This is a genomic window from Winkia sp. C0117E2, assembly GCF_056590455.1.
Genome location: NZ_JBWPWD010000002.1, coordinates 374,268 through 399,292, shown reverse-complemented (window position 1 = coordinate 399,292; position 25,025 = coordinate 374,268). Strand labels below are relative to the sequence as shown.

Sequence of the window (25,025 nt, the reverse complement as noted above, 5' to 3'; positions counted from 1 at the left end):
TGGATACTTATAAGTTGAGTTCAGGTTTATTCAGCTCTTCTACATTCACATCTTTATAAGTAATGACACGAACGGATTTTACGAATCTTGACGTCCTGTAGATATCCCAAACCCAAGCATCTGTCAGAGTTAGCTCAAAAAAAACGTCAGTTCCCGCGGTGCGCGCTTGTACGTCCACTCCATTAGCCAAGTAAAAGCGACGTTCAGTCTCGACGACATACGAGAAAAGGCCCACAACATCGCGATATTCGCGAAAAAGCTCTAGCTCTAAATTGTTCTCGTAGCTCTCTAGGTCTTCAGCACTCACGCAAGGATTATTTCAGATGATCTTCCGAAATTCCTGGAAGATGCCAGGAGCGTCTATGGAACGAAGAGACGCCCAGTTCTGCCAGACCAGCCTTATGGGCAGCTGAGGCGTATCCCTTATTCGATGCCCAGCTATAACCAGGGTCAGGCAATGATTCCATATACCGGTCACGGTCAACTTTTATTAGCACCGAAGCAGCAGCGACAGCGCAACAGTTAGCATCCGCTTTGACCTGGGTAATGACCGGCGGCACCTCTGGCAGCGACGTATCTAAGTCAGGATGGTCGACGGGCGTAAGCAGGTCGGGAGAAGGTATAGAAAGCCAGTTGTGGGACCCATCCAAAAGCACTACATCCGCCTTCGACACCTTCGCCAAGGCCCGCCGCCCAGCTAAGCGCAGTGCGGCAACGATTCCCCACCGGTCAATCTCGGAATTCGAAGCATAACCCAGCCCATACTCGACAGCCCAGCTCGTTATTGCGTTAACAAGGCCGGCGCGCGCTTTAGGGCGAAGCATCTTTGAATCAGCAAGTCCCTCGGGGACAGGTCCCATGAGCTCTTTCACTAGGACACATCCGACGCCAACCGGACCTGCTATGGCCCCGCGGCCGACCTCGTCCATAGCCGCAACAGTCCCGTACTTCTTAGCGAGGGCGACCTCGGTAGTCCGATCTGGCTGGATCATTTCACCGACTCGAACACATCTTGCGCCCCCAAGGACCCCCACCGACCTACTGGCCACATGATCCTCTTAGCGGGACCTACGATGTCTTCTTGCGCAATAGCCCCCGACAGTGGACCTGACATATGCAGTCTGGAATCTCCAGAGTTATCGCGGTTGTCACCCATCATCCAGTAGGAATTTGCAGGGACTTTCACATCAAATGAAAGCAAGGACGGATGTGAACCGGGCTTTAGATAGGGTTCAGTTATTGCCTTGCCGTTGACAGTAATCTTCCCGTCTGCAGTACAACACTTAACCCGGTCACCGCCTATGCCAATGACTCGCTTTATCAGGTACTGCTTAGGCTCCTCGTTCTTACCTACTGCTTTGAAAGCAAGCCGGCGGAGCTGATCTGAAAAAGACTCCGGAACATCCTGACCGTTTAGCCACCCCTGCGAATCTTCGAAAACAGCAACATCGCCTCGTTTTAGCTCTTTGTTGATCTTTGTAACCAACACCTGATCGCCTATTAGCAATGTGTTTTCCATGGACGAGGACGGGATCCGAAATGGCTGCGCAACAAAGGTATTTAGCCCCACCGAGAGCAGAATCGCCACCACCACGATTAGAAGAAACTCTTTTACCGAAGAAAGAAACGGGTGCTTCGGCTTGGCAGCAGCTGCTTCTTCACCCTCAATGTGCTTACCCATGGTGTCCTTTCAAAAGTTTTATGCGTTCATCTTAGCTGGCATCCCTACGGAGGGCATTTATAATGCCTCTACGAGCGCAAAGCTCTCTTTTTCTTCTCGATTTCCATAAGCTGACTGAATACCTCAGAATAGCTAGGATCATTCGGTTTCAGTCTTCCGAGCTGAGATCGAAGCACTCCAGCGCTACGGGTCAGCGACATGCCAACGAGTGCTTTTACGATCCCCTGCACGTAGGAACGCATTCTGCCCGGATCATCTTGCGCTAGCGGAGTTACTGCTAACTGCCGCACTAGCGGGGCTATGAATTCCCCGCCCTCTTCAAGAACGGATTCGAGCCATTTAGTTTGCGCTGCCCGCTGTCCCGCCTCATCAGAAGGTGGGGTGAGAGATGAAGCCTTCGCAAAGGCCGCCAGCCCTCCAGCGGCCCGGATGGCATCGTGAATCGCCTTGTGAGAAGGAGCCAAAAAAGCCTCTCCATCCAATTGGTCGAAGCCGGCGCCAATAGCATCCGCAGGTCGTTGCAATACAACCTCCAGGCACTGCCTTTCTAGCCTGGTAACCGGGTCAGCAGGAGGCACTGCCGGTGGCGCCGCCGGCCTACCAGCACCAGCCATCTGCACTCCCGGACGATTCGCGGGGCGATAAGACGACGAATGCCTCACAGCCTGCATTACTTCCGCCGAGTCCATTCCTAGCCAGCCAGATAGCTCACGCGCATACTCCCGTCTTAGAGCCCGATCCTTTATCTGGGAAACAACGGGGGCCGCAGCCCGCAACCCGGCTACCCGCCCCTCTGCCGTATTCAAATCCAACGAGGCAAGTACCGACCGGATCACAAAGGCAAACAGCGGTTCGCGCGACTCCACTAGGGCCCTAACTGCTTGGTCGCCCTTGGCCATCCTCAAATCACATGGATCTAGCCCATTCGGCTCGACGGCAACGAACGTTTGCGAGGCAAAGTTCTGATCTTCGCGGAATGCGCGCAACGCGGCCTTCTGCCCAGCAGCATCCCCATCGAAGGTAAAGACCACTTCCCCGCCGCGAGCCTTCCCCGAAGAAAGAATCACTCCTGCAGCCGGATCAGCCGAGTCGCCTATAAGGCGACGCGCGATACGCACATGCTCAGACCCAAAAGCCGTACCGCAAGTTGCTACTGCCTGCTCTACACCCGCCAAGTGCGCGGCCATCACATCCGTGTACCCCTCAACCACAACCAACTTGCGCGAAGCAGCAATCTGCTTTTTTGCAAGATCGATGCCGTAGAGAACCTGAGATTTCTTGTAGACCGCCGTTTCAGGAGTGTTCAGGTACTTCGGCCCCTTGTCGTCGTCCCCTAGACGACGTGCCCCAAAGCCCACCGTGGCCCCGGTCAAATCCCGAATAGGCCAGATCAAGCGGCCACGAAACCGGTCATAGAGCCCGCGCGAGCCTTGCGAAGCAAGTCCCGATGCTTGAATCTGGGCTTCTGTAAACCCATTCGAGCGGAGCACTCGAAGTAGCTCATCCCAAGAGGCGGGGGCATAGCCCACCCCAAAATGGGCAGCCACCTCTGGACCGAAGCCACGCGATGCCAAAAAATTGCGTCCGACCCTAGCCTGCTTCGTAGAAAGCTGAGAGACGAAGAATTCTTCAGCCACCCGGTTGGCGTCCAATATCCGCGAGCGCATCGACGTTTCTTCGCGCGAAGGCCCTGAGGCGCCGTCCTCGTAATGGAGAGTTATGCCTGCTTTTGCGGCTAGGTATTCGACGGCCTCGGTAAAAGAAATGTGGTTGATGTTCTGAACAAACGAGATTACGTCACCGCCCTCGCCACATCCGAAACAGTGCCACAGACCCATCTGAGGGCGAACGTGGAAGGAAGGGGTACGTTCGTCGTGGAACGGACAGAGTCCCTTCATTGAGTCAATTCCGGCGGGGCGTAAAGTTACATGGTCGGAGACGACCTCGTCGATGCGGGTGGCCTCGCGCACCGCATCTATATCCTCACGTTTGATTAATCCTGCCACGAGTCTCAGTCTACGGTGTTTCGGCTCTTAGATGACACAGGCATTAGATACCAGAGAGCATTCCGCAGATGCGACCATGCCATTGGTAAGCAGATATGTCTGTCAAAGAAGCTACCTGATCTATTACCACTCGCAGTTTTTCTGCATCGGTATTGCAAGCGCGCCAAGAGTTAGCGAAGGGTACCTCAAGAAGCTCAGGACCGCCCTCGTAAAGCGCATCGACCAGATCAAAGAGTGTTGTGCGCTGGTCAAGGTATACCGGTTCCATTTCGCGAGGAGCCATTACGTAGTAGACCGCAATTCCTTTCAGCACCAGAATCTCAGCCAAGGTTTGTTCAGGGATCACCAGATCCGTGTCATAGCGGGTTAGGGGCCCATCTCCTGCTGCCAACCTGGTTGCGTCGTGGGCTGCCCCGCAAAAACGCCCGATAAGTTCCGAGGTAAGATCCTTCAAAGCTGCCTCTGCGCTGTATGTCCAGTCGAATTCCCGCAGCCAGAAGTCGGTCCTCATCAGCCTGTCGAGGGCATCGGCTAGCTCATCAACCTGGATCTTGTCTCCGTACCACTGCCGAGTGCAGTCGAATATTTTTTCCTGCACCTGTTCGCATGCCAGTTCCGGAAGCTTAGCCTTGCCCATTGCGATCGCGTCCTCAACGTCGTGAACAGAGTAGGCAATGTCGTCCGATAGATCCATGATCTGGGCTTCTATACACCGGCGTCCCTCTGGCGCGCCCTCTCGAGCCCAGGCGAAGTAGTGCGCATCATCCTGATAGACGCAGTACTTACGCAGGGATTTTTCTTGGTTAGTCCCCTGGCCTTTCAGCCACGGATACTTCAGCACTGCGTCAAGGCAGGCGCGAGTCAGATTTACTCCTGCCGGGTTTCCCTCACTATCGGCTACCTTCGGCTCGAGCCGGGTCAGAATGCGAAATGTTTGCGCATTGCCCTCAAATCCGCCGCATTCAGTGGCAACCTGATCGAGAGCGCGTTCCCCATTGTGCCCAAAGGGTGGGTGCCCTATGTCATGAGACAAGCAGGCAGCATCGACAATGTCAGGGTCGCACCCCAGTTCTCTGCCGAGGGTTCGGCCCACCTGGGCTACTTCCAAAGAATGTGTCAGACGGTTGCGAGCAAAGTCCGAATTAACCGGCCCCATTACCTGCGTTTTGGCAGAGAGGCGGCGGAGCGCGGAAGAGTGCAGGATGCGCGCTCGGTCCCGTTCGAATTCGGTTCTGCGCTGGGATTTAGGGGCCTCTGGTACGTACCGTAGGCGATCATCTTGGCTGTAAGCGGTAAAAGCGGGTGGGAAAGTAGCTGCCTCGTATTCGTCCTTCACGAGGTCAGTGTATCGGCTGAAGTCATTTTTTCAGTTCTGCCAGGCCTATTTGTCCGCTCATGGGAGAGTCCGGTTTCTTTTTCTGGTGCGTCGGGTCACAATAGTAAGGTGAGTATTCCGTTTTCATTGCCGGGTACAGTTTGTACCCACCGCATCCATCCCCCTACCCGGGGAAGGCAGCCGTGGTGGCGCAACGGACTCATCTACGACTTCCGTGGATTCTGCAATGCAGCAGGTGTCCGCGCTGCAATTGAGCATCTCCCCTGGGTAGCCAAATTAGGGGTTGATGCTGTCGAGATTCGTCCATCTTTCGTGAGGATAGACAAGGACCCCTGTGTAAAGGACTTCATTGCGGCAGCACACAGGGCGAAGTTGAAGGTGGTAGTGCGCGTTTCGGGCAACATTCACACCCATGAACCGGTTGCGCCCGACAATCCCGCCTGCGCCCTCGGATACGAGGCTCCCGACCCTGTAAGGCATCTAGCTGCAGCCCTAGAGTCCGGAGCAGACGGCATCGATCTTGGGATGCTAGCTAACGATTCCTCCGCTCCCGAGCTCTTTAGCTGGTATAGCGAATACATGCAAAATGCCCGCTCGGAGGTAGGCATCTACATTCCTGAGGACGGTCTGCTTGCAGCCAGTGCCACCACGAACACGCAGGAAGGCCTACAGGGCCTTCTGACTGCCGACTACCTCGACCAGGTCCGCGACGACGGCCTCATCCGAGTTGAGTTCGAGGCCATCGACTTCTTATCGACAATCGTCACAACTATCCGCGAGCACAATACATCCGGCTCAGGTTTAGCGTGGTCTACCACCCCACCATCGACAGAACGGTGGAAACTTGGAGTATTCGACGACTTAGCTTGGTATAAGCCAGAACACGAAAAGATCTCGGAGCGCATACGCGCCGTCACTTCTTTAGTGCTAGCCCTGCCCGGATGCGTTTATTTACGCTCGGGGGAAGAAACGGCGAAGCCGGAGCTAATTACCCCGGGTTTTGCCCCCGAAGAGGGCGAGCATTCGACAGAGCTCATTGCCGCAACTACAGCCGAATGCGCCAGGCAAGCAGCCGATTCCTCGTCCGCATATTCGACGATGGTGCAGGCTACCTCTTTGCGCGCAAAGTATGGACTTGGGGAATCATCCTGGTCCTGGGTAGAGGCGGAGGCATACCCGCGCAATCAGGTACTGGTTGGTACCTCAGGATCGCTAATTACGGTCTTCAACACGTCTAATACCACGCAATACATTCCTCAATCAATGAAGCGAGTACACGTTTCTTCGCCCTCGGGCGTAGAAGCCATTCCTTCAATTGATCCGGGTACCTGCGCCTGGTTCAGCCCGATGAAGGCTTAGCCCCCGTCGGCCACCCGTGCCTCGGCAGCAGCCACCATTTCGAGCTGCCCGGCAGACAATTCCCTGGACGAGAGCCACCCTTCCGGCAGATGGGGCTGCCTAGGCCTACCTTTCCTGCCCCTGGCGCCCTTCGCAGCAGCTGGGTACGGCTGATCCAGATCTAGTTCGCCAAGAAGGTCCTCCAGTTCGGCTACGCTTCCCACGAGATTGAGCTTGCGACGTTCTTCCCCACCAACAGCAAAACCGCGCAAATACCATCCAACATGCTTCCGCATCTCGCGCATTGCTCGGTCTTCGTTGTGATTCCATTCCACCATTAGCTGCGCATGCTTTAGCAGAGTCTGCGCTACCTGTTCCAGGGAAGGAGCTAGCCGTTTTTTGCTTCCGGAAAGACAATAGGCGATATCGGCGAATATCCACGGTCGGCCCTGGGCTCCCCGCCCGACTACGACGCCGTCGCAGCCAGTTTGAGTCATCATCTGCAGAGCATCGTCACCGCTGAAAACGTCGCCATTGCCGAACACGGGTATGTCCATCGCGCTCTTTAGCTTAGCGATCATGTCCCAGTGGGCACTGCCCGAATAGTATTCAGCGGTAGATCGTGCATGTAGTGTTACCGAGGCACAGCCGGCATCTTGGGCTATCTTTGCAGCATCAAAGATGGTCTGGTGGTCGGCATCTATCCCGGTGCGCATCTTTACGGTTAGGGGGATCCTATCCGGCCCCGCCTCTTTATCTAAAGCCTTACGAGTGCGCTGCAGAATATCCTGCAGTAGACCTAGCTTCCACGGGAGGGCACTCCCGCCGCCCTTCCGAGTAACCTTAGGTACCGGGCAACCAAAGTTCAGATCAATATGCTCAGCCGCCCCCATTGCCACTGCGCGCGCGGCAGCAGCCGCGGTGGTGACAGGGTCCACCCCATAAAACTGGACTGACCTGACCGGATCGGTGGGATCAGGGGTGATCATGTCCAAGGTACGGGAGTTTCCCTCGACCAGCGCTCGAGCAGTAATCATTTCGGTGACATATAGCCCAGCTGGGGCCCAGCCCGGCCGGGCAGTCAGATCCTGCCCCATGTCATGCAGAGCTTCCTCCGCGAAATTACGGCACAGTCGCCGAAACGGCACGTCGGTAACGCCCGCCATCGGGGCCAACATCATTGGTACCCCGAGGGCGAGCGGACCGATCCTAACTGAACTTAGCAAATCCCGATTTTGTCGAGCAGGTAGTTCTTCACCTGGTCGATCGCTATGCGGTCTTGGGCCATGGTGTCACGGTCACGCACGGTGACCTGCCCATCTTCGAGCGAGTCGAAATCGTAGGTGATGCAGTACGGCGTACCAATCTCGTCCTGCCTGCGGTACCGGCGTCCGACGGCACCTGCATCGTCAAAGTCCACGTTCCAAATGGTGCGCAGTTCCTTGGCGAGGGCGCGAGCAGGCTCCCCCAGCTGTGGCTTGCGAGACAGCGGAAGAACTGCTGCCTTGACGGGAGCCAGGCGCGGGTCAAGACGCAGCACGGTGCGCTTATCTACGCCGCCCTTAGTGTTAGGAGCTTCGTCCTCGGTGTAAGCCTCAACGAGGAATGCCATGAGAGAACGGGTCAGTCCTGCTGACGGCTCGATTACGTACGGTGTCCACCGCTCGTTGTTAGCCTGGTCGTAGTAGTCGAGTTTCGTACCTGAAGCCTTCGCGTGGGTAGACAGGTCATAGTCAGTACGGTTTGCGATACCTTCCAGTTCGCCCCACTTCGAGTTCTGGAATCCGAATGCGAACTCGATATCTACAGTGCGCTTGGAGTAGTGAGAAAGCTTTTCCTTCGGGTGCTCGTACAGGCGCAGGTTCTCTTTAGAGATGCCGAGGTCGGTGTACCAGGACATGCGCTCGTCGATCCAGTACTGGTGCCATTCTTCGTCAGTTCCCGGGGCCACAAAGAATTCCAGTTCCATCTGTTCGAATTCGCGGGTGCGGAAGATGAAGTTACCGGGGGTAATCTCGTTTCGGAAGGACTTTCCGATCTGGGCGATGCCGAACGGGGGCTTCTTACGGGCAGAAGACATGACATTCGCGAAGTTTACAAAGATCCCCTGTGCCGTTTCGGGGCGTAGGTAGTGCAGGCCGGATTCGTCGTCGACCGGGCCCAGGTAAGTCTTAAGTAGGCCCGAAAATGCTTTCGGCTCAGTCCATTTGCCGCGGTTGCCGCAGTTCGGGCAAGCTAGGGCGGAAATGTCTACCTCGTCTTCGCTGATGCCCTTCTTCTCGGCGTATTCTTCGATGAGCTGATCTTCGCGGAGCCTCTTATGACAAGCCTGGCATTCAATTAGCGGATCGGTAAATGCCTTGACATGCCCAGAAGCTTCCCAGACCTGCCGCGGCAGGATTACAGAGGAGTCGAGGCCGGCAACGTCGTCACGGCCGCGAACAATACGGCCCCACCAGGCCTTCTTGATGTTTTCTTTTAGCTCTACCCCGAGCGGACCGTAGTCCCAGGCGGAGCGGGTGCCGCCGTATATTTCACCGCACGGGAAGACGAACCCGCGTCGTTTCGCTAAAGAGATTACTGAATCTAGGCGAGATGCCACGTTGACTCCTTCAATGTTGGCGCACCTGGCTGGTGCGTGAACCTGAAAACCAGTCTACCCACAACGGGTATCTCAGCCTAAACCGGTATTACCCCTTTACCGAGCCGGCGGTCAGTCCGGAGACAATGTACCTTTGTAGGAACAGGAACAATAGCAGCACGGGTACCGCTGCCACTACAGCGCCTGCAGCGAACTGTCCCCACGGCGCATTGCGTTCGTCAGCTGCCCACTGGAACAACCCCACAGCCAGAGTTAGTTTCGATTCGTCTTGCAGTACTACCTGTGCGATAACGAAATCACCAAAAGTAGAGACGAACGACAGCAAGCCCACCACTGCTAGAACTGGGGTTACCAACCGCATGATGATGCCCCAGAAGATCTGGGCATGAGAAGCTCCATCGATGCGCGCGGCCTCGTCCAAAGACTTCGGAATAGTGTTGAAAAAGCCGTACATCAAGAATGTATTGCCGCCCAAGGCGCCGCCCAAATACACACAGATCAGCGTCAGTAGCGAGTTGAGCCCCAAAGAGGGAAATACCTCGCCTATTGCCAATAGCAGCAGGTAGATTGCAACGAAAGCCAGCATCTGTGGGAACATCTGCACCAGTAGCAGGAATGTGAGCGTTGCCCGCCGCCCTCGGAAACGGAACCGAGAGAACGCATATGCCGCGCAAGCACCCATGATTACCGCGCCGATAGCGGTAACCCCAGAAACTAGCAGCGAGTTGAGCGCCCAAGTCCAAAACTTTGTTTTTCCTAATGCGGCGAAGTTTGCCAGAGAGAACGACGCGAATAGGTTATTAGAACCGGTAAGCGTCGCATTTTCCTGCAGCGCGGTGGAAAGCACATATAGCAGCGGCAACAAGCAGTAAACGATTACCGCCAGTGCCAGCAGATGCTTCCATCCAACCTGCTTCATCCGGTTGCCGAATCCCTTCTTGCGGCGGGACGGGAGGGTGGTACTCATTTAGATTTCCTCCAAAGTCTTGGTGCGCCTAAAGGAGATCCAGGCGATCAGTCCAACAATTATGAAGATGACTAGGGACATGGCAGAAGCCAAGCCGTAGTTCTTTGCCCCCGAGTCGAAGGCGATCGTGTAAACGAAAGAGATGAGGATGTCGGTCTCGCCCACCCCGAGCGGGTTGCCCGGATACTGGGGCCCTCCCCCGGTAAGCATGTAGATGAGGGCGAAGTTGTTGAAGTTGAAGGCAAAAGACGAGATCAACAATGGGGTGGTTGCCACCAGTACCAGAGGCAAGGTAATAGAACGCAGCTTGCGCCACCACCCGGCACCATCAATAGTTGCCGCCTCCATTACGTCGTCAGGCAGCGCCTGCAATGCTCCGGTGCAAACCAAGAACATGTAGGGGAAACCCAACCAGAGGTTTACACCTAGAATCGCTATCTTCGCCAGGGTTCCGTCTGAAAGCCAGGGAATCTCTGCTCCCTGCAGCAAAACGGTGTTTATGAAGCCAAACTTCTGATTCAGCATGCCCTTCCAGACGAGCGCAGCTAAAAAGCCCGGGAACGCGTAGGGCAAGATGAACAGGGATCGATAGATCTTCCGCCCGCGCACTCGTTTGTCGTTGAAGATGAGTGCCAGCAGTAGGCCGAACGCGAAAGTCGAGGCTACAGAGACGATCGCAAAGACAAACGTCCATATCAATGACTTGAAGAAGGGAACCCCTATGTCGGTTCCTGACACCATTTGTTTGAAATTATTGGCTCCAACAGCTACTCGCCAGCCCGGCGAAAGAGCCGTGCCGTCAGCGGCGGTAAAAGCCCCGTCATCGGTGGCCTTGTAAACCTTGCCCGTCTGCGTGTCGGTCATAGTCTGTTTGCCAGCATCGTATTTCATGCTGGAGCGCGATAGATAGGCATGCTCGCCATCTTCAGTGCGCCAAGCTGCACCGTCTGCAGCTGGCAGTCGCATCTGCGTTATTTGCATTTGGTTGTCTACTACATCTGCAAAATCGGCGACTTTCCAATCTGGCACCGAGACAATCTGGCCGTCTTTGACCTTGGCCCCGGGGGCTGGTTCCAGCGCCTTGCCATCCTCGCCTACGTACACCTTGCCGTCTTTGACAACTGCAAGGCCCGTCTTCGATATCGATGTCACAACCTTTGCGGGTACTACCGGCCCCACGCGCGTCTCATACTTCGCGGTAATGGCAGCAACGGCGTCCTCTTTGGTTGAATTATGCCCGCTGCCGTAGTTGGTAAAGGCGATGTAGCCGGTATAGATCATGACGAATAGCTGGAATACCAGCAGAAAGACCATTCCGGGAATCAAGTATTTTCCGGGTAAGAATCGCTTCGAAAAATACACTACGTCAATAATGATCAAGGAGATGAGGACGGCGACGAACACAATCGTCGAGCCCGCCATCCAACATGCAAACAGGCAGTACAGCCCGAAAGCATTGACCGCTGCCATGAGCAGGAGTTTAATAAGCCAGCCGCCTGATAGACGTGTCGAAGATGCCTGCATCATTTAGCTCCGATCTCGTTTACAATGTTGGCGTTCATGCGATCCCACCCCTTGGTAGGATCCTGTTTTCCAGTGAGAATGTTTAGTTCCGTTCCACCCCAGAACTTCCAGACGGAGCCCATCTGGGGCAGCGCCGGCATCGGCGACGCGCCTTCTCCGGCTGTGAGGAAACCTCTAAGGACCGGATCTTTCATGCTGGCAGCGATCTTGGTTTGTGCCGGCACGCGAGGATCAAGTTTGAATAGCAGCTTCTGGCCCCTCTCGGAGGCTACATAGTCGAAAAATTTCCGCACCAGTACCGGATTAGAAGTCTTGTTAGAGGCGAAGAATACCTGCACGCCCAAGAACGGAGAAGCTTTCTTGCCTCCTGCCGACGGGATGGGCAGGACGCTGATGTGTCTGCCGGCTTCTTCGTAGGCACTGGTATTCCAAGGTCCAGTGATTTGGAAAGCGACTTTGCCATCCATGAAAAGCTGCTTTGATTTGTCGCCAGTAATGTGCGCATCAATGGAACCATTCTTTCCCTGCTGGGCAAGCCAATTGGCAAAGTTCTTTCCCTCTTTGCCCGCCATCCCCAGATCTGTGGTGTAGCCGAACTTGTCCGATTTGAATACCGGCGCACCGAAAGAAGTCTGGAAGGGATACATGTGATAGGGGTCGCCCAGCTCAGGATCCTGATCGATGACGAACGGGTACTCCGCCCCACTTTGCCGACCCGCGTCGATCATCTCGGTAAAGGTCTTCGGCTCCGCCTTAGTTAGATCATCGTTGCGAACCAGGCCCAGGTTCTCTGTTGCATAGGGAACTCCGTAGATTTTCCCGTCGTAGGTAACCGCCTTAATGGCCTCTTTACGGAATCTTTCGGTGGGAATGTCTACCGGATTTACCACACCGTTTTGAACTAGTTTGCCGAGTCCGTCGTGGGCGGTAACAATCAAGTCAGGCCCCTTGCCCGAGGGAACTTGTTGGACGAAATCATCGGTAACAGCATCACCCTTGCGCACCACAACATTGATCTTGATATGGTCTTGTTTCTCAAAATCCGCAGCCAGCTGCTTCATCGCATCAAGGCGAATACTATCGGTCCAAAGAGTCAGCGGACCGTATGCGTTATCGGAGTGAGTAGCCGCCGAACAGCCTGTCAAAGCCAACAATGTGGCGCAGGCGGCAGCAAGCAGTACACGTGCGCGCATGGGGTTCCTTCATCGGTGAAAAGAAATGTTACATAGAAACCTTACCGCCGCTCTGGACAATTTTTGATCACTAGAAGAAACCTCTTTTTGACAACCGTTTTCATTACCCTTACTCTGCCACTATGAAGAGATTCGCCTTCCTTGCCGCAGCCTGCCTAGCCCTCTGCAGCTGTCAGGGCACAACAGCCCAGCCGCAGCAAGGATTGGAGGTATCGACCGCGTTCTACCCACTGCAGTACTTAGTAGAGGAGATAGCAGGGAAGGAAGCCCATATCACCTCTTTAACTCCCGCTGGAACGGAACCTCACGACCTCGAACTGGCTACCAAAGATTTGGTGCAACTACACAAAGCTGACCTGGTGCTATATCAGAAGGGATTCCAGCCAGCTGTGGACGAAGCCATAAGGCAGGCGGAACCAAAAACCGCATTAGACATCTCCACAGCCGTTGCCCTGGTCCCCACCACCGCACACGAGGGCGAACACGCTCTAGTCGGGATCTCTAAAGCCCACGAGCACGCTGAGCTGGACCCCCACTTTTGGTTAGATCCGCTAAGAATGGAAGCCGCGATTGCCCCCATCAACCGGGCACTTACGCAGGCAGACCCAGAGCATAAGGAACAATTCGCAGCCAACGCAGCAGCACTGAAAAAGCGGCTGGACGACTTGGACTCCTCGTACCGGCAGCGGCTGCGCAATTGCGGGCTTTCCCAGATTATCGTCTCCCACGAAGCCTACGGCTATCTAGCTGACAGGTACGGTTTCTTACAGGTCGGCCTTTCAGGATTCGACCCGGAGCAAGAAGCCTCCCCCACCCAGCTTGCAAAGATTGGAAAAATCGCCGCCGACGCGGGCGTGGAAGTCATCTTTTCAGAGAACCTACTCAACCAGAAAAGCGCTAAGACGCTGGCAGCTGATCTTGGCATAAAATCTGAGGTATTGGACCCCATCGAAACTAAAGTCGGCAAAGCCGACTATCTTGACACAATGAAATTAAACCTAGACAAGATTGCGAACGCCCTCCAGTGCAAGACGAAGTAGCTTTAGACGTAAGAAATCTTCAAGTCGCCCTATCCGGCAGAACGATATTGCATGACCTCTCCTTTCAAATTCGAAAGGGCGAAGCCGTAGCGCTGCTCGGGGGAAATGGCTCAGGCAAATCTACCCTGGTAAAAACGCTGGTAGGAATCAACCCTCACCAGAGCGGGAGCATCAGCTTCTACGGACAAAAACTGGCGCGCATTCACCAGTCCTCCGACTGGGCCCGAATCTCCTATGTTCCTCAACGAGTCAGTGCCGCCTCCGGCGTTCCGGCTACCGCGCTGGAAGTAGTGCTTTCAGGCACCCTAGGACGAGGGCGGCTCCGGTATAGAAAGGGAGATAAGGAACGAGCCCTTACTGCCCTCGAGCGGGTAGGGCTGGCTTACCGGGCAGACGAATCAGTACAGACCTTCTCGGGTGGTCAGCAACAGCGAGTCCTCATTGCCCGCGCGCTTGTCCGCGAGGCCGATTTCATCATCATGGACGAACCCGCAGCAGGCATCGACCTCCACTCCCTGGACACCCTTGCCAAGACGCTGAACAATCTGCGCAGCCCAGCGAGATCCTTCCTGATAGTGATGCACGAGATGGGACCGCTTGCCACCTTCTTCAATCGCGCCATCGTCTTATCTGGAGGCCACCTCGCCCACTCTGGCAACTTTGACCAAACTCATTCCCACGGCGACAGCCATGCCCATATGGGCCCTTCAGGAGGCGACTTCTCGCCAGAGGTAGCCGCAGGACCGATCGATACGGGAACCCCGAATGCTTGACACTCTACTTACCTTGTTTTCCACGCCTTTCATGCAACGCAGCCTCATTGTCGCTGTGCTGGTAGGCGTTTCTGCTCCCATCATGGGCACCTACCTGGTCCAGCGGCGCCTCGCTCTTCTCGGTGACGGGATTGGCCACGTGGCACTTACCGGCGTCGCCCTCGGATGGCTGGTCGGGAACGCCATGAACCTGACTTCCTCGGATGCGCTCGCAGTGCCCGGTGCGGTAGTTGCTTCGGTTGTGGGAGCCGTCTTGATCGAGATCGTTCGCGAACGAGGGCGCACCTCCGGCGACGTGGCCCTGTCACTGTTGTTCTACGGCGGCATTGCCGGCGGCGTGCTCCTAATCGGGATTGCCGGCGGCACCACCGCAAACCTAAACGGGTACCTGTTCGGCTCTATCGCGTCGGTGTCATGGGCAGACGTGCTGCTTACCGCCCTCCTTGCTGCGCTGATTCTGGGCGTTGGCCTCGGGCTTCGCCCAGCCCTATTCTCGCTATGCCACGACATTGAGTTTGCGCGCGCTAGCGGATTGCCTGTGCGCATGCTGACCACCCTGATAGCGATAGTTTCTGCCTTGACTGTTTCGACGGCAATGCGAGTCGTCGGCGTCCTCTTGGTCTCGGCAATCATGATTGTTCCGGTGGCAATCGCTCAGCTGGTGACGGCTTCATTCCGTTCCACGATGGCGCTTGCCGCAGCAATGGGAACATTGCTGTGCCTTGCCGGACTCGTGGTTTCGTATTTCTATCCGGTCTCTTCCGGAGCCACAATTGTAGTTCTGGCTATATTGCTTTACGCTATCGTTGCGTTTGCGCGTCCGTGTATCCTAACTCTGAAGGATCGTTGCAGGAGGAAGAATGGCGGAACAAAGGAACACCAGACAGAAGGAAGCAGTACTGCAGAATCTGCGCACCTCTGACAGTTTCCGTTCTGCACAACAGATTTTTACCGACCTAACGCTTTCGGGCTCGAATGTGGGACTCACTACCGTCTATCGCAACTTGCAGCGACTTGCTGAAGCTGGCGAGGTAGACGTTATGAAGAATGACGAGGGCGAAGCTCTTTACCGCATTTGCGATACTGAAAGTCATCATCATCACATCGTGTGCCGAAACTGCGGCAAAACCATAGATGTTTCCGGCCCTGAGTTCGAAGAATGGGTAGCTAAAATAGCAGCTCAAACAGGGTTTAGCGAGGTCAATCATTCTGTCGACCTACTGGGAATATGTCAGGATTGCTCTAAACGTCACTAAACAGCTAACCTGAGCCTATGAGTGGTGTTCCTGGCTTTCTAGAGGGTTTTCCCTGGGTTTTCTTCTTCGCTTTCCTAGTAGTGGTTGTGGCCGGGCGCTCGCAGGCTACCTATTGGCTAGCACGCGGATCAGTGGGAGCCATTCGCAAGGGCGCTTCCAAATCACACAGCCACCTCGCTCAAACCATCACCGCGAAGATGGACTCAGATGGTTTCGACAAGGCAGTACGCTTCATCAATAAATGGGGTCTACTAGCTATCCCCCTGTCGTTTTTGACCATCGGCTTCCAAACCATGATCCACCTGGCCGCTGGCTCCCTGGCAATGAATTGGACCCACTACACCCTGGCAGCAATTCCCGGCTACCTTGCTTGGGCGGGTATCTATTCGACCGTTGGGATGGCCGCCTTTTACGCTGCCTTCTCTGCGCTAGCAGGCAGTCCCTACGCGATCGTGGCTGTGCTCGCCGTAGCTGCAGTTATCGCCCTCGTTGTATACATGCGCAAAAAGCGCACCGCCTAAACTCGGTCTACGGCTCCCCCAAAACGGCGCTCCCGACCGGCAAAGGCCAGGCATTCATCCCACAGATCCTCGCGGCGGAATTCGGGCCAGGGCTTTGGAGAGAATGCCAGCTCAGCATAGGCGCATTGCCACAGCAGAAAGTTCGAGAGTCGACGCTCGCCGCCGGAGCGAATCAACAAGTCTACATCGGGAACATCCGGCAAATAGAGATTCTTTCCCACGGTTGCCTCGCTTATCGAGCCTGGCTTCAACTTGCCCTGTGCAACGCGGGAGGCAATCTTATTCATCGCATCGGCCAACTCAGCGCGGCCTCCATAATTGAGGCACATCACCAAGTCCATCTTGGTGTTATTCTTGGTGAGCTCCTCGGCCGCCTGCAGCTCAGTTATCACTGACTTCCACAGCTTTGGCTTGCGCCCTGCCCACCGCACCCGCACGCCCCATTCGTGCAGCCTATCGCGCCTTTTCCGTAAAATGTCGCGGGAGTATCCCATAAGGAAGCGCACCTCTGCCGGCGACCGTTTCCAGTTCTCTGTAGAGAAGGCATACACAGACAGGTACCGCACTCCCGCTTCTAGAGCCCCGGCAATCGTGTCCATAAGAGCCACTTCGCCTCGCTTATGGCCTTCTGTGCGTGGCAGCTTGCGAGCATTAGCCCACCTGCCGTTCCCATCCATAATGATTCCCACGTGCGTTGGGGCGACCAACGAGGACGGAACCCGCCTCTCGCCCTCGGCAGGACCTGCTACTTCATTCATATTCCTCGCTCCAATACTGCTAGAGATTTCAGACGCCGTTCCAGGTGCCACTGGGCGTACGCTGCCACCAGCCCCCCAATCTTAGACCGAGCAGGCGACTGAGACTTCAGTGCTTCCTGCCAGTTCCCCGTTAGCAAAGCAGCGGCTAACGCAACTTCTTCCGGCTCCAGGCTCACAGAAGCAGGAGGACGACAATTCCCGCAAACCACTCCCCCTGCGGTAGTAGAGAATGCCTCGCCAGGGCCGGGTGCCCCGCAGATAGCGCAATCCCAGCACGAAGGTGCCCACCCAGATAGGGCAAGACCGCGAAGAAGATAAGAATTCATGACCAGCTCTCGTGGCAACCGCCGATGCGCAAGAGCGTGAAGCGCACCACGCAACAGGTTGAAATGGGCTGGTGAAGAAGCCCCTTCCACAGTTAATTTTTCCGCCGCCTCAACCATGACAGTGGCAGCTGTATACAGCTCGTAGTCGGCAGCAATCTGCCGACCGTATTCGGCAATTGGCTCTACTTGCGTGAAGGTATCTAGGTTCCGCCCTCGGTATGCCTGAAAGTCAATCACCGAGAAAGGTTCTAAGCGCGCCCCAAGTTTAGATTTGGTTCTTCTAACGCCTTTGCCTACCGCGCGTATTTGCCCGTAGTTACGGCTAAGCACCGTGATAATGCGATCAGCCTCGCCCAACTTATGTGTGCGCAGGACAATGGCATAATCTCGGTAAGTCCTAACCAATTACCCCTCCGTGATTAAGATCACCCTATATGCAAAATTTGCGTCTCAGTTTGCATAAAAGAGCGTATTAGGCGAACAATGCTATCTGTGTCATAGCCATGATAAAGACACGTCGCGTCAACTGGCGACGCGACCCACCTATTCCTGGAAGGAAAGACCGCATGAGCGAGCAATCGTCGCCCGTCAGCCGGTCCGAACACCCCAACAAGGTAAAAACATTTTTTGGGCACCCGTTTGGGCTTACAACAATCTTCTTTACCGAGATGTGGGAACGCTTCAGCTACTATTCAATGCGTGCGATCCTGCTTTACTTCTTGGTCGACACCGTTGCTAACAATGGTTTGGGGCTTGAGCAGTCCCTTGGCGAATCACTAGTTCAGGTTTACTCAGCATCGATCTTCTTGATCGCTGTTCTGGGCGGCTGGGTGTCCGACCGCCTCTGGGGCCCGCGGCGGTCTACACTCTACGGCGCCATCATCATCGCGCTGGGCCACGCGTGTCTTTCTCTTCCCATGCAGACCTCTGCATACGTTGGCATCATTCTTGTAGCTATCGGCTCCGGCGTTCTAAAGCCGAACACCGCGACCATGGTCGGCCAACTCTACGACGAGACCGACCCCAAGCGCGACGCAGGCTATTCACTGTTCTACATGTCCGTCAACATCGGATCTTTCGTTGCGCCCTTCGCGGTTTCCGCAGTGCGTTCTTTTGGTGGCTACCACGCCGGATTCTCGCTTGCTGCAATCGGCATGGTGCTGGCACTAGTTTGCTTCGTAGTTGGGCGCAGGTATCTGCCAGCTGAAGCCGACACCGTGCCTACTCCAGTTCGCGACGAAGAAAAGAGCCGCATCACCATGATCTGCGCGGCCGGACTGGTCGCCGTTGTTGTTCTGTTCCTTATCGTTCACATGGTCACTGGAAACTCGTTCCTAGTAAACGTGATCGATACGCTGACCATAATTTCGTTGGTTGCACCGATCGTGTACTTCATTGTCATGTTCCGTTCCAAGCAGGTAACGGCAGATGAACGGTCTCGTCTCCGCGCCTTCATTCCGCTATTCATTGCCGCAATGATGTTCTTCATGATCTTTGAGCAGGCCTCCTCTTCCATGGCTTCGTTCCAGAAGAACAACACCGACCTGAATACCGGCCTCTTCAACATGTCGCCGGAGCTCTTTGCAGCTGTAAACCCGATCTTTATCGTGCTACTTACCCCCTTCTTTGCACGCTTCTGGGAAACACGAGGCCGCAACATTTCAACCGCAGTCAAGTTCACCGTCGGCCTCGCGCTGGCTGGCCTGTCTTTCATCTGGCTGGGCGCATTTGCCTTCCACTACCTGAATATGAAGGCTCCTTGGTGGGTAATCACCATCTGCTACATCATCCAGACTATTGGCGAGCTATGCCTCTCCCCCGTCGGACTGGCAGCAACCACCCTGTTGGCTCCCAAGGCATTCCGGTCGCAGGCACTATCGCTCTGGTTCTTAGCTTCCGCAGCCGGACAGTCAATTGGTGCCCAGGTGCTCAAGGCTACCGGCGAGTTGCCGGCACACCAGATGTTCCTGGTTGTCGGCGGCATCGCAGTCGTTCTTGCCGTGGTTCTTGCAGCCTTGTCCCCATGGATCTCAAGGCACATCCACGCCGGACAGAAACTAGCACCGGCTGAATAGCAATCAGCTACATGTTGTGGGGCCCTCGGGCCCCACAACTGTTTAACGCAGTGAACGGTTCACTGCCGAGATAATGGCCTTATAAGAAGCCCTGGTAATAGACGGATCAATGCCGACTCCCCACAGCACCTGCCCATCTACGTCAGCCTCGACAAATGCGGCTGCAACCGCGTCATGGCCAGAAGACATTGCGTGTTCGAAATAGTCGAGCACGTGAACTGCAATTCCCTCCTCGCCAAATCCACGGCAGAACGCATCAATGGGACCATTGCCACGAGAGGTAATACTGCAAGGAATTCCCTCGTCCGTATAGTCACAGGTGACCTCTACAACCTCGTCATTGCCGTCAGTAAACGTGATAGATGAAGCTGCCCGCAGCGCAAATCTACCCCACGGGCGCACGCTTTCATCCTTAGCCGCACCATACGGCAGATATTCATCGACAAAAATGTTCCACATTGCGTCGGGGTCAATCTCGCCGCCATAAGTGTCAGTATGCCGCTGAATAATCCGGGAAAATTCAATCTGGAGCCGGCGCGGCATGTCGATGTTGAACTTCGAAGCCATGACGTAGGCCACCCCGCCCTTGCCGGACTGCGAGTTGACCCGCACTACCGCCTCATAGGACCTACCCACGTCATGCGGATCGATGGGTAAATACGGGATTTGCCAGGGCACGTCCTCTTCAGAGCCGGCTTTAGCAAGCTGGTCCTTTCGCGCCGCAAAGCCCTTCTTAATCGCGTCTTGGTGCGAGCCCGAGAACGACGTGTAGACCAAGTCCCCCATGTAGGGAGCACGATCCGGCACCCGCATCCCTGTACAGTGCTCTACAGTTCGCCTTACCTCGTCGATATTCGACAGATCGAGCATTGGATCCACGCCCGAACTAAACAAATTCATAGCAAGGGTGACTAGATCAACGTTCCCCGTGCGCTCCCCCTGCCCAGCGAGGCATCCTTCAACGCGATCGGCTCCCGCCATAATTGCCAGCTCAGCGGCAGCAACAGCACTGCCGCGGTCATTATGAGTATGAACAGAGAGGGCGATGTGCTCCCGGTGAGCCAAATTCCGACTCATATACTCAACCCGGTCCGCAAACACGTTAGGGCTCGTACGTTCCACAGTAGCCGGAAGGTTTATTATCAATTCCCTATCCGCATCGGGGTGCCACACTCCCGTAACGGCATTACAAATTTCCAGGGCAAAATCGATCTCGGCATCCACGAAAATTTCAGGAGAATACTCAAAGCCGAAAATCGTCTCCTCGCTAAGTCGCTTCTCTGCCGTAGCGATTATCTGCTGGGCCCCAGTAACGGCCAAATCCACCGTAGCCTGTTTCGAATTCTTGAAAACTACCTCGCGAAACAATGGGGAGATGGCATTGTAGAGGTGCACAGTCGCCCTCGGCAGACCATCGATTGCATCAAAAGTGCGGTCAATCAGATCTGCCCTAGATTGAGTCAGAACAGAGACTGTCACGTCCTCTGGTACTGCACTGTCCTTTACCAAGGAACGTACAAAGTCAAAATCTGTCTGCGAAGCCGCAGGGAAACCGATCTCGATTTCTTTGAAGCCCATGTTCACAAGCAGCGAGAACATCTTTCGCTTTTGCTCCGGCGACATCGGTTCGATAAGTGCCTGGTTGCCATCGCGCAAATCCGTCGATAGCCACCTTGGAGCCTTAGTGATCGTCTTGGCCGGCCACGTCCTATCGGGCAGAGACAGTGGGTTAGTCTCACTGGCAGGACGGTATTTAGATACCGGCATGGCCGAAGGTTGTTGGGTAGAGCTTCTCCCGGTCGTTCGCATTAGTATTCACTTCCACATAGTCGTTTCGCCGGTACGGCTAACTCCACGACGAGGAACCGGCACATCAGGACTCGCCGCGGCAACTAAGCAGAAGGAACAACCTCATAAAGTAAAAACTAACACCACTTTATGTATTGGATTGCTAAAGTCCGCCTTTTGACACTAAAGGCCGAGCCTACCTAACATCTTCGGATCGGACTGCCAATCTTTAGCAGTGCGAACATGCAGATCAAGATAAACCCGCCGATTCAAATACTCTTCGATGTTCTGCCTAGCGTTCGACCCGATCCACTTCAGCCGTGAGCCTCCCTTGCCAATGATTATTGCCTTCTGGGAGTCTCGTTCTACGTACATGTTGACGTGGATGTCGAGCAGCGGCGGCTTCTTCTGCCCTTTTACCGGCTTGCGCTCAATTACCTCTTCCACCTGGACTGCTAGAGAGTGAGGCAGCTCCTCGCGCATCCCCTCTAGCGCAGCTTCGCGAATAAACTCCGCGATCATCGTGTTGTCAGATTCATCCGACTTGGCATCCAAGGGGTACAGCGGCATCGATTTTGGCAAATATTTCATGGCAACCGAGATCAGGTCGTCAACCTGCCTCCCCTTGGCTGCCGAGGTGGGCACGATCTCGGCCCAATCCCCCAACTTCGAGACAGCATCAATCTGAGGTAGCAGCCGCTCTGGACCCACCAGATCAGACTTGGTTACCACGGCTATTACCGGCACCTTCACCGATTTCAACTCGCGCGCGATAAAACGGTCACCCGGACCAATCTTCTGATCAGCCGGGATACAGAAGAATACCAAGTCGACCTGCGTTAGTGCCTCGCGCACCTGATCGTTGAGGCGCTTGCCCAGCAGGGTTCGAGGGCGGTGGTAACCGGGAGTATCCAGCAACACGAGCTGGCCTTCGTCGCTGGTGTGTACCCCACGCACGGTATGCCTGGTCGTTTCTGGACGCATCGAGGTAATGGCTATCTTCTTGCCTACGATCGCATTGGTAAGTGTGGACTTGCCAACGTTAGGACGCCCGACGATCGTCGCAAAACCGGCTACAAAGTCCTCTGGCGTCTGCGGTAGAGACATTCCCTCTACAGCGGAAGGGCCAGCCATTAGCTCTTCGTCAGATGGAAAATCAGTCACTTGTCCTCGTTTCTACACCGTGCGATCACAGTAGTAATGGTGCGGCGTCGCCCAGTTGCTTCACCAGCTGTCAAGTCTAGCCCCTGCGCGGGGGCACTGGCACCGGCCAGTGGCACTTTCCCTAGTGCCTTTGCCAACAATCCCGCCGCGGTGTCTACGTCTTCATCTTCAATTTCCAAGTCGAATAGCTCGCCTAAATCATCCAACGGGAAGTTTGCCGGAACCTCCCAAGTGTCGGGAGCAAGCTGGCGCGGTTCCGCCTTGGAATGGTCGTGCTCATCGGTAACGTCGCCCACAACCTCTTCAATTAGATCCTCGAGGGTGACGAGGCCGGAAATCCCTCCGTACTCGTCTACCAGCATCGCAATATGGTCGCCAGAGGCCTGCATTTGCCGTAACAGGTTATCGAGTAAAACCGTCTCGGGAACAAACAATATGGGGCGCATCATTGTGTGAACCGGCGCCTGTTTGGATTCACTATGCCGGTGAACCCTGCCCAAGAGATCCTTCAGTACCAGCACTCCCCGCACATCGTCGGTGTCTTCACCGGTAACTGGAAGACGCGAGAACCCAGACTTCACAAAAAGGCTCATTGCTTTGTAAGCCGGCGTGTCCTTATCTACCGTAATCATTTCGGTGCGAGGGACCATTATCTCGCGTACCAAGGTAGTTCCCAGCTCAAAGACAGATCGCAAAAGTTCGCGATCCTCGTCCTCGATCTCGAGGCTTTCTTCCTCGCCCATCTCGTCTACCATCTCGCGAAGATCGTCGGCCATTACCTGGCGCGCCTCTGCCTCAGTAAGGGCAGACTCGGGGCGAAGCCACAGGTAAGCCTTGGTCGCAGGGGCAAGCAGATAGGTCGCGGCCCACACCGGCTTCGCAGCCAGAAGGGCTACAGATTCCGGATTGCGACTGCCAACGGAATCACCGAACAACCCGGAGATGAGCCAGGCTGCTCCCGCCGAAATTAGCACTGCTACTAGAATCCGCACCCAGGTAGGCCACCACGGAAAATTAACAGCGAGCACAATAATGACGGTCGCCAAAGTAGAGAATATGATGCGCATTCCCCTGGTTGCAGTAAGCGACAACGCCTTGTGCTCGATAATCTTCCGCACGACCTCGGCGCCCTCGCGTCCGTCCTCTACAAGGTCCTCAACTCTTGCCCTAGACAGGCGTAAGAATGAAGTCTCTGCGGCCGAGAAGAATCCGGTAAGAACTAGGCAAACTAGGGCTAGTACGCCCAGCCAAATTACTTCCTTCAATCTTTCTCCGCTAGGAAAGTAAGCAGCAACTTCCGCTGCAGGCCAAACATGACCTTCTTTTCCTCTTCTTCAGCATGGTCATATCCAAGCAGATGCAAAATGCCGTGGACGGTCAGTAGGAGCATTTCCTCGGTAGTCGAGTGTCCGGCAGCGCTAGCCTGCTTTTCGGCAACTTGGGGGCACAGCACAATATCCCCCAAAATCCCTGCCTCAGTGGGATCTTCAGCGGTGCCGGGGCGCAGCTCATCCATTGGGAAGCTCATCACGTCCGTTGGCCCTTCCAGACCCAGCCACCGCACGTGCAATTCCTCCATGGGTTCAGGATCAATGAACATGATAGACAGTTCCGCACTGGAAGAGACATGCATCTTCTGCAACACGAACGCTGCTAGCGCAGCAAACTCTGCTTCGTCGACCTCGTAGGAGGTTTCGTTACATACCTCAGTACTCATGCTTCAGCCTCTCTTTAGCACTGTCTCGCCGATCGTAGGCGTCAATAATGGCCCTGACAGTGGCGTGGCGCACTACATCCGCACTGGAGAATTTACAAAACTCGATGCCGTCAATCCCGGCCAACACGTTCACCGCATCCACTAAACCTGACAGGTTGCCCTTGGGAAGATCGACCTGGGTCGGATCTCCTGTGATCACCATGGTCGAGTTAAACCCAAGCCTGGTCAAGAACATCTTCATCTGCATCTTGGTGGTATTTTGCGCCTCATCAAGGATGATGAAGGCATCGTTTAGAGTACGCCCGCGCATGTAAGCCAGCGGTGCCACCTCGATAGTGCCCGACTCACGCAGTTCAACCAAGGTTTCGGGCTCAAGCATATCCCCGAGCGCATCATAAACTGGGCGTAGATACGGATCCACCTTCTCGGTAAGCGAGCCAGGCAAGAATCCCAACGACTCTCCGGCCTCGACGGCAGGACGCGTAACAATAATGCGTCGTACTACCCCATCGAGCAGTTGCTGTACTGCTTTAGCCATTGCCAGGTAGGTTTTGCCAGTACCCGCCGGGCCGATCCCGAACACCACAGTCGACTCGTCCATTGCCCGCACGTACTTGGCCTGCGTCTCGCTTCGAGGACGAATTGCGTGGCCACGCGCAGAAAGAACAGCCGCGGAAACGGTAGCCTGCTTCTCTTGGGAAGCTTGCAACAGCGAAACCGCGTGCGCCACCTCATCGGGCCCCAAAGGAGAACCGGATTCGGCAAGCGAAATTAACTCCTCAAAAAGTGCGGTCACCGCCTGCACCACGCCGGCAGGCCCTTCCACGTGGATCGTGCGATCTTGCACCCGAATATCGACACTCGGCATGCCGTCTTCTATTGCTCTAAGTGCGCTATCGCCAGCGCCGAAAAGTGTTACCGGAGCTAGTCCCTCCGGGATGGTTATAGTGCTCAGGGTTC

24 protein-coding genes are annotated in these 25,025 nt (G+C 55.2%); 7 read left to right on the top strand and 17 right to left on the bottom strand.

Annotated elements, in window-relative coordinates; translation table 11 throughout:
• Window positions 1-7 precede the first annotated feature (7 nt).
• The 5 genes from AC1EKG_RS04275 to AC1EKG_RS04255 form a co-directional block, all read right to left on the bottom strand.
• Window positions 8-307 carry a DUF2469 domain-containing protein gene (locus tag AC1EKG_RS04275; protein ID WP_004806268.1) on the bottom strand — a complete coding sequence of 100 codons (300 nt, stop codon included), beginning with the start codon at window positions 305-307 and terminating at the stop codon, window positions 8-10.
• A 7-nt stretch (window positions 308-314) separates the two neighbouring features.
• Window positions 315-992 (bottom strand): ribonuclease HII, encoded by a 678-nt coding sequence (locus AC1EKG_RS04270; RefSeq protein WP_004806265.1) that lies wholly within the window; start codon window positions 990-992, stop codon window positions 315-317.
• On the bottom strand, window positions 989-1,681 hold the full coding sequence (gene lepB / locus AC1EKG_RS04265) for a signal peptidase I (RefSeq protein WP_004806264.1): 693 nt from the start codon (window positions 1,679-1,681) through the stop codon (window positions 989-991). The genes AC1EKG_RS04270 and lepB overlap by 4 nt, the downstream gene beginning before the upstream one ends.
• 68 nt (window positions 1,682-1,749) lie before the next feature.
• Window positions 1,750-3,687 (bottom strand): DNA primase, encoded by a 1,938-nt coding sequence (gene dnaG, locus AC1EKG_RS04260; RefSeq protein WP_004806262.1) that lies wholly within the window; start codon window positions 3,685-3,687, stop codon window positions 1,750-1,752.
• Between the two features lie 43 nt (window positions 3,688-3,730).
• Complete coding sequence (locus AC1EKG_RS04255) at window positions 3,731-5,023, bottom strand: deoxyguanosinetriphosphate triphosphohydrolase (protein ID WP_004806261.1); 1,293 nt, start codon at window positions 5,021-5,023, stop codon at window positions 3,731-3,733.
• Window positions 5,024-5,131: 108 nt separating this feature from the next.
• Here AC1EKG_RS04255 and AC1EKG_RS04250 point away from each other — a divergent pair, with 108 nt between their 5' ends.
• On the top strand, window positions 5,132-6,382 hold the full coding sequence (locus AC1EKG_RS04250; protein ID WP_004806258.1) for an alpha-amylase family protein: 1,251 nt from the start codon (window positions 5,132-5,134) through the stop codon (window positions 6,380-6,382).
• On the opposite strand, the gene dusB is transcribed toward AC1EKG_RS04250, so the two are convergent.
• The 5 genes from dusB to AC1EKG_RS04225 all read right to left on the bottom strand — a co-directional run bounded on the left by dusB (window position 6,379) and on the right by AC1EKG_RS04225 (window position 12,647).
• Window positions 6,379-7,587, bottom strand: coding sequence for a tRNA dihydrouridine synthase DusB (dusB, locus tag AC1EKG_RS04245; RefSeq protein ID WP_231288181.1), 1,209 nt, complete (start codon window positions 7,585-7,587; stop codon window positions 6,379-6,381). The genes AC1EKG_RS04250 and dusB overlap by 4 nt on opposite strands.
• Window positions 7,581-8,963 carry a glycine--tRNA ligase gene (locus AC1EKG_RS04240; RefSeq protein ID WP_004806255.1) on the bottom strand — a complete coding sequence of 461 codons (1,383 nt, stop codon included), beginning with the start codon at window positions 8,961-8,963 and terminating at the stop codon, window positions 7,581-7,583. Before AC1EKG_RS04240 ends, dusB begins: the two co-directional genes overlap by 7 nt.
• Window positions 8,964-9,051: 88 nt before the next feature.
• On the bottom strand, window positions 9,052-9,930 hold the full coding sequence (locus AC1EKG_RS04235) for a sugar ABC transporter permease (protein WP_004806254.1): 879 nt from the start codon (window positions 9,928-9,930) through the stop codon (window positions 9,052-9,054).
• Window positions 9,931-11,400, bottom strand: a complete 1,470-nt coding sequence (locus tag AC1EKG_RS04230; RefSeq protein WP_231288180.1) for an ABC transporter permease subunit — start codon at window positions 11,398-11,400, stop codon at window positions 9,931-9,933.
• A gap of 53 nt (window positions 11,401-11,453) precedes the next feature.
• On the bottom strand, window positions 11,454-12,647 hold the full coding sequence (locus AC1EKG_RS04225; protein WP_004806250.1) for a sugar ABC transporter substrate-binding protein: 1,194 nt from the start codon (window positions 12,645-12,647) through the stop codon (window positions 11,454-11,456).
• Between the two features lie 122 nt (window positions 12,648-12,769).
• On the opposite strand from AC1EKG_RS04225, the gene AC1EKG_RS04220 reads away from it, so the two are divergent.
• Genes AC1EKG_RS04220 through AC1EKG_RS04200 form a run of 5 tightly spaced genes read left to right on the top strand, consistent with a single transcriptional unit; the run spans window position 12,770 to window position 16,237 of the window.
• A complete protein-coding gene (locus tag AC1EKG_RS04220; protein ID WP_004806248.1) occupies window positions 12,770-13,687 on the top strand; it encodes a metal ABC transporter substrate-binding protein in 918 nt (305 codons plus the stop codon).
• A complete protein-coding gene (locus AC1EKG_RS04215; protein WP_004806246.1) occupies window positions 13,672-14,460 on the top strand; it encodes a metal ABC transporter ATP-binding protein in 789 nt (262 codons plus the stop codon). The genes AC1EKG_RS04220 and AC1EKG_RS04215 overlap by 16 nt, the downstream gene beginning before the upstream one ends.
• Window positions 14,453-15,382: a metal ABC transporter permease gene (locus AC1EKG_RS04210; RefSeq protein ID WP_004806243.1), complete on the top strand. Its 930-nt coding sequence runs from the start codon at window positions 14,453-14,455 to the stop codon at window positions 15,380-15,382. Before AC1EKG_RS04215 ends, AC1EKG_RS04210 begins: the two co-directional genes overlap by 8 nt.
• Window positions 15,321-15,716: a Fur family transcriptional regulator gene (locus AC1EKG_RS04205; protein WP_004806241.1), complete on the top strand. Its 396-nt coding sequence runs from the start codon at window positions 15,321-15,323 to the stop codon at window positions 15,714-15,716. Before AC1EKG_RS04210 ends, AC1EKG_RS04205 begins: the two co-directional genes overlap by 62 nt.
• Before the next feature lie 17 nt (window positions 15,717-15,733).
• Window positions 15,734-16,237: an SNARE-associated domain-containing protein gene (locus AC1EKG_RS04200; RefSeq protein ID WP_004806239.1), complete on the top strand. Its 504-nt coding sequence runs from the start codon at window positions 15,734-15,736 to the stop codon at window positions 16,235-16,237.
• On the opposite strand, the gene AC1EKG_RS04195 is transcribed toward AC1EKG_RS04200, so the two are convergent.
• Both AC1EKG_RS04195 and recO read right to left on the bottom strand, forming a co-directional pair.
• Window positions 16,234-16,995, bottom strand: coding sequence for an isoprenyl transferase (locus AC1EKG_RS04195; RefSeq protein WP_004806237.1), 762 nt, complete (start codon window positions 16,993-16,995; stop codon window positions 16,234-16,236). The two genes, AC1EKG_RS04200 and AC1EKG_RS04195, sit on opposite strands and share 4 nt — an antisense overlap.
• On the bottom strand, window positions 16,992-17,726 hold the full coding sequence (gene recO, locus AC1EKG_RS04190; protein WP_004806235.1) for a DNA repair protein RecO: 735 nt from the start codon (window positions 17,724-17,726) through the stop codon (window positions 16,992-16,994). The genes AC1EKG_RS04195 and recO overlap by 4 nt, the downstream gene beginning before the upstream one ends.
• Before the next feature lie 161 nt (window positions 17,727-17,887).
• Between recO and AC1EKG_RS04185 the strand changes: the two genes are divergently transcribed.
• A complete protein-coding gene (locus AC1EKG_RS04185) occupies window positions 17,888-19,396 on the top strand; it encodes a peptide MFS transporter (protein WP_004806233.1) in 1,509 nt (502 codons plus the stop codon).
• 42 nt (window positions 19,397-19,438) lie between these two features.
• Here the strand turns inward: AC1EKG_RS04185 and leuA are convergent, their stop codons facing one another.
• The 5 genes from leuA to AC1EKG_RS04160 form a co-directional block, all read right to left on the bottom strand.
• Window positions 19,439-21,205 carry a 2-isopropylmalate synthase gene (gene leuA / locus AC1EKG_RS04180; RefSeq protein ID WP_004806231.1) on the bottom strand — a complete coding sequence of 589 codons (1,767 nt, stop codon included), beginning with the start codon at window positions 21,203-21,205 and terminating at the stop codon, window positions 19,439-19,441.
• A 162-nt stretch (window positions 21,206-21,367) separates the two neighbouring features.
• Window positions 21,368-22,318 carry a GTPase Era gene (era, locus tag AC1EKG_RS04175; protein ID WP_081499172.1) on the bottom strand — a complete coding sequence of 317 codons (951 nt, stop codon included), beginning with the start codon at window positions 22,316-22,318 and terminating at the stop codon, window positions 21,368-21,370.
• Window positions 22,319-22,344: 26 nt separating this feature from the next.
• Entirely contained in the window at window positions 22,345-23,613 is a 1,269-nt protein-coding gene (locus AC1EKG_RS04170) for a hemolysin family protein (protein ID WP_004806228.1), read from the bottom strand.
• On the bottom strand, window positions 23,610-24,065 hold the full coding sequence (ybeY, locus tag AC1EKG_RS04165) for an rRNA maturation RNase YbeY (RefSeq protein ID WP_004806226.1): 456 nt from the start codon (window positions 24,063-24,065) through the stop codon (window positions 23,610-23,612). Before ybeY ends, AC1EKG_RS04170 begins: the two co-directional genes overlap by 4 nt.
• Complete coding sequence (locus AC1EKG_RS04160; protein WP_101485665.1) at window positions 24,055-24,933, bottom strand: PhoH family protein; 879 nt, start codon at window positions 24,931-24,933, stop codon at window positions 24,055-24,057. The genes ybeY and AC1EKG_RS04160 overlap by 11 nt, the downstream gene beginning before the upstream one ends.
• Window positions 24,934-25,025: the final 92 nt, after the last annotated feature.

What these genes read in the sequence shown, in the direction of transcription:
- AC1EKG_RS04270 (WP_004806265.1), bottom strand. Translation starts at nt 992, where the DNA reads ATGATCCAGCCAGATCGGACTACCGAGGTCGCCCTCGCTAAGAAGTAC.
- lepB (WP_004806264.1), bottom strand. Translation starts at nt 1,681, where the DNA reads ATGGGTAAGCACATTGAGGGTGAAGAAGCAGCTGCTGCCAAGCCGAAG.
- AC1EKG_RS04235 (WP_004806254.1), bottom strand. Translation starts at nt 9,930, where the DNA reads ATGAGTACCACCCTCCCGTCCCGCCGCAAGAAGGGATTCGGCAACCGG.
- AC1EKG_RS04230 (WP_231288180.1), bottom strand. Translation starts at nt 11,400, where the DNA reads ATGGCAGCGGTCAATGCTTTCGGGCTGTACTGCCTGTTTGCATGTTGG.
- AC1EKG_RS04225 (WP_004806250.1), bottom strand. Translation starts at nt 12,647, where the DNA reads ATGCGCGCACGTGTACTGCTTGCTGCCGCCTGCGCCACATTGTTGGCT.
- AC1EKG_RS04220 (WP_004806248.1), top strand. Translation starts at nt 12,770, where the DNA reads ATGAAGAGATTCGCCTTCCTTGCCGCAGCCTGCCTAGCCCTCTGCAGC.
- AC1EKG_RS04210 (WP_004806243.1), top strand. Translation starts at nt 14,453, where the DNA reads ATGCTTGACACTCTACTTACCTTGTTTTCCACGCCTTTCATGCAACGC.
- AC1EKG_RS04205 (WP_004806241.1), top strand. Translation starts at nt 15,321, where the DNA reads ATGGCGGAACAAAGGAACACCAGACAGAAGGAAGCAGTACTGCAGAAT.
- AC1EKG_RS04200 (WP_004806239.1), top strand. Translation starts at nt 15,734, where the DNA reads ATGAGTGGTGTTCCTGGCTTTCTAGAGGGTTTTCCCTGGGTTTTCTTC.
- AC1EKG_RS04195 (WP_004806237.1), bottom strand. Translation starts at nt 16,995, where the DNA reads ATGAATGAAGTAGCAGGTCCTGCCGAGGGCGAGAGGCGGGTTCCGTCC.
- AC1EKG_RS04185 (WP_004806233.1), top strand. Translation starts at nt 17,888, where the DNA reads ATGAGCGAGCAATCGTCGCCCGTCAGCCGGTCCGAACACCCCAACAAG.
- leuA (WP_004806231.1), bottom strand. Translation starts at nt 21,205, where the DNA reads ATGCGAACGACCGGGAGAAGCTCTACCCAACAACCTTCGGCCATGCCG.
- era (WP_081499172.1), bottom strand. Translation starts at nt 22,318, where the DNA reads ATGGCTGGCCCTTCCGCTGTAGAGGGAATGTCTCTACCGCAGACGCCA.
- ybeY (WP_004806226.1), bottom strand. Translation starts at nt 24,065, where the DNA reads ATGAGTACTGAGGTATGTAACGAAACCTCCTACGAGGTCGACGAAGCA.
- AC1EKG_RS04160 (WP_101485665.1), bottom strand. Translation starts at nt 24,933, where the DNA reads ATGCCGAGTGTCGATATTCGGGTGCAAGATCGCACGATCCACGTGGAA.